Consider the following 3,400-nt stretch of genomic DNA (forward strand, 5'->3'; position numbering starts at 1 on the left):
GCGGCGCGGTGGGGGGGTCCGGGGGGTGCTGGGCCCGGGGGGGGCGGCGGCGGCGCCGCGGGCACCCCGGACGGGGGCGGGGCGGGCGCCGGCGGAGCCGCGGGCGGCCGGCCCGCGACGTGCCTCAGCCGCAGAGGTCCTCGGCCTCGGGGGCCGCGATCGTCGGCGTCAGGCGCAGATCGATCCGGCGGGTGGTGCCGGCCGCGACGGGGAAGATCACCTGCGCGACCTTCGTGGTGCTGGTGGAGGTCGGCACCGGCGCGACGGTCGAGAGCCGCAGCTTCGCGGAGCTGGGCAGGCGGCAGAGCCCGACGCGGTAGCCGCCGCGCTTGGCCCGGACGAGCAGCCCCCGGACGCCCTTCGCGTCGATCGCCGCGGAGCGCAGCGGGACGGTGCTGCCGTCCGCGCGCACCGCCAGGACGGTGGACTTGGTCCCCCAGGCGGGCAGCCGGACGGTCGCGACCGATGTCAACGTCGCGCGGACGTCCCGCGAGACGTCGATGCCGTCCTCGTCGAACTTCTGCGTGACGTCGATCGAGCCGACGCCGCTGGTCGTGGTGCCGCGGGTCCGCAGCCCGCTCTGGAACGTGCCGCGCAGCGGGTGCCGGCCGTTCAGGTCGACCTTCAGGCTCTGGGTGCCGCTGATCGACAGGTGCCGCCCGGGCTGGCTGTCGAGGACGACGCGGCCCTTGACCGCGAGGTCCAGGCCGAACGCGGAGCGGGCGCTGCCGCCGGTGCCGGACACCGGGTCGCCCGCCGCGCCGAAGAGGCGCGAGAGCTCGATCCCGCCGATGTCGTCGGTCGGGTGGCGCAGCAGCACGCCGGTGGAGTACCGCTTGGTGGAGACGGCCAGGCGGCCGGCGTCGGGGTCCCACGCGTACCACGCGGGCGGCCGGATGACGCGACGCCCTCCGACCCCGAGCTGCGCGAGCCGGGCGGCGTGCGCGGCGAAGCGCGACGCCGTGAACAGCGGGTCGGCCTCGGCGGACGTGTCGCGCCCGACGACGCCCCACATGCCGCTCTCCAGCGTGCCGGTCTTCTGGCGCGCCGCGAGCGTGTCGTACGTCTCGAGTGCCCGCTCGGAGATCCAGGCCGCCCAGGACGGCTGGTTCGGCGAGCCGGTCAGGCGCCCCCCGGTCGCGAGCGTCTCGGCGCCTTGGAGCGCGAACGCCCAGTAGCGCGAGAGGTGCCAGCGCCGGGTGCCGAGGCTCGTGTCCCAGTTCAGCTCGCCGGCGTGGGTCCAGTCGCCGAAGAGGACCCGCTGGCCCCACAGCCGCAGCCGCGCCTCGTCGTCGGCCGACAGCGGCGCCATGCCGGCGGCGATCGCCTGGTCGTAATGGCGCAGGCCCGAGTAGACGAGGTTCTCGTACTCGCTGGAGGACAGCAGCGCGGGGCCTGTCGCGGCGGCCTCCCGCGGCGAGTAGATCAGCCCGAGGCCGCCGTTGAGGAACGGGGTGCGACCGGGGGTCAGCGCGGTGCGCGTGCCCTGCACGAAGCGCGCGAGCTGCTGCCGGTAGTCCGCGAGGTACTTCGGGTCGCCCGTGACCTTGGCCGCCGCCATCTCGACGTCCGACTGCCAGTTGAACTGGTTCAGCAGCATCGCCGGGTAGGCGAAGAAGCCCGAGTCCGCGACGGAGCGGATCGACGCGACGATCCGGTCGACGAGCTCGGGCGGCATGCCGACGACGTCGCGGACCTCCCACGCGGAGGCGAGCGCCGAGGCGACCTGCGGGTCGATGGCGACGTGCTGCGCGCCCGGGTCGACCGTCGACGAGGACCAGCCGGGGACGTGGCCCTGTCCGCCGGCGCGGGTCGCGGGCGGGGTCAGCAGCGCCGGGGCGCGCGTGAGGATGTCGGCGAGCCGGACGACGCGCTCGTCGTGGCGGGACGCGCCCTGGTGCCCTTCGCGAGCCGCCGCGGCGTGGACGGCGAGCATGTTGGCGTCCAGCCGCACGTCGTCGGTGTTGCCGATGGGCATGTAGGTGCCCTTCGCCTCCTCCCAGCGCGGGTCGAGCTGGGCCTCGCGGCGGTCGACGAAGTCCCAGAGCGCGGCCTGGTCCCACGTCTTGGCGGCGTGGGCGGGAGCCGCCGCGAACCCGGTGGCGGCGATCGCGAGGGTCAGCAGCAGCGCGGCGGGGCGCGCGCGGCGCGCTGACCTCACGCGCCCGTCTCGGGGCGGCGGACTTCCGGCTCGAGCAGCTCGGTGTCCGCGTCCGAGTACGGGGGCGCGCAGCAGCAGAGGAGGACGAGGTCGTCGGCGTCCGACCCGTTGAAGAGCTTGTGCGGGGTCCCCGGGGGGATCACCACGCAGTCGCCGGGGCGGACCTCGAGCTCCTCGTCGCCCAGGCGGATCCGGCCGGAGCCCGCCGTGAAGTAGTAGAGCTCCTCGGAGACGTGGTGCACGTGGGCGGTCGTCGCGCCGCCCGGGGGGACGCGCGCCTCGGCGAGGGACTGGTTGTCCGTCGGCAGCGAGACGGGACCCGCGACCTCGCGGATGGTGGAGCCGTCCTTCGTGGTGAAGGGCGAGGCGTCAGCGAGGTTCCCCAGATGCATCGGCGCGGACCCTACTAGCGGCCCCCGTCGCCCTGCGGCACAAGCCTGCGAGGTCTCGCAGGAGCCGTTCGTCGGCGCCGCCCGGCCGGGCGCCGGCCCGGTCGGCGCCGTACGCACGGCCGGCGCCGGATCGATCGTCCGTCGAGGCGTGCGCGCCGGTCCCGCCAGCGCCAAGGGCGGGCGGCGGATCCGCATCGGATGACGGCGGCGGATCGCCCCCCGGGCTCCACCTCTCGCGAGTCGCGGCGGCGGACACCGGCCCGACCAGGACCTCGCCCACCGCGCCGACGAGCGCGGCCGCCGTCAGGTCCGGGTCCTGCGACGGCAGCGCGCCGGCCGCGACCGCCTCGGCGAGGACGCCCGCCAGCAGCTCGCGGTACGTGCGCCGGTACTCGAGCCGGACCTCGTCGACGAGCGGGTCGACCGGCTCGGCGAGCAGCGCCCACGCCAGCGCGCGGTTCTGCAGCGCGCGGCGCGAGAACACCTCCAGCGGCGCGAGGACCCGGGCGACGTGGTCGTCCCCCGCGGCCGCGACGGCGTCCTCCATCGCGGCGACCTCCCGCCCGCAGACGTCGCGGAAGACCTCGACGAAGAGCTCGGCCTTGGACCCGAAGTGCCGGTAGAGCGTCCCGTTGGCGACGCCCGCCCGCAGCGCGATCGCCGCGACCGACGCGCCCGCGTAGCCGCCGGACTCGACGACCTCGCGGGCGGACCGCAGCAGGCGCTCGCGGGTCGGGGCGGCGTTGTCCGCCGGGTGCCGGCCCACAGGCTGCCCCGGAACCACGCCTGGACGACCTTCGCCGTGACGGCCGGGTACTTCTGCAGGAAGCCGTAGTTCGTCGTCGTG

3 protein-coding genes are annotated in these 3,400 nt (G+C 76.1%); all 3 read right to left on the reverse strand.

Annotation, left to right across the window (positions count from 1 at the left end; genetic code table 11):
• Window positions 1–124: 124 nt before the first annotated feature.
• The 3 genes from AB0L40_RS27305 to AB0L40_RS27315 are packed head-to-tail and all read right to left on the reverse strand — an operon-like array spanning window position 125 to window position 3,337.
• A complete protein-coding gene (locus AB0L40_RS27305; RefSeq protein WP_364361881.1) occupies window positions 125–2,161 on the reverse strand; it encodes a hypothetical protein in 2,037 nt (678 codons plus the stop codon).
• Window positions 2,158–2,553, reverse strand: a complete 396-nt coding sequence (locus tag AB0L40_RS27310) for a cupin domain-containing protein (protein WP_364361883.1) — start codon at window positions 2,551–2,553, stop codon at window positions 2,158–2,160. The genes AB0L40_RS27305 and AB0L40_RS27310 overlap by 4 nt, the downstream gene beginning before the upstream one ends.
• A complete protein-coding gene (locus tag AB0L40_RS27315; protein ID WP_364361885.1) occupies window positions 2,531–3,337 on the reverse strand; it encodes a TetR/AcrR family transcriptional regulator in 807 nt (268 codons plus the stop codon). The genes AB0L40_RS27310 and AB0L40_RS27315 overlap by 23 nt, the downstream gene beginning before the upstream one ends.
• Window positions 3,338–3,400: the final 63 nt, after the last annotated feature.

Source organism: Patulibacter sp. NPDC049589 (genome assembly GCF_040675535.1).
GTDB lineage: Bacteria > Actinomycetota > Thermoleophilia > Solirubrobacterales > Solirubrobacteraceae > Patulibacter.

Coding starts and splice junctions, on each gene's coding strand:
- AB0L40_RS27310 (WP_364361883.1), bottom strand. CDS start 2,553: ATGCATCTGGGGAACCTCGCTGACGCCTCGCCCTTCACCACGAAGGAC.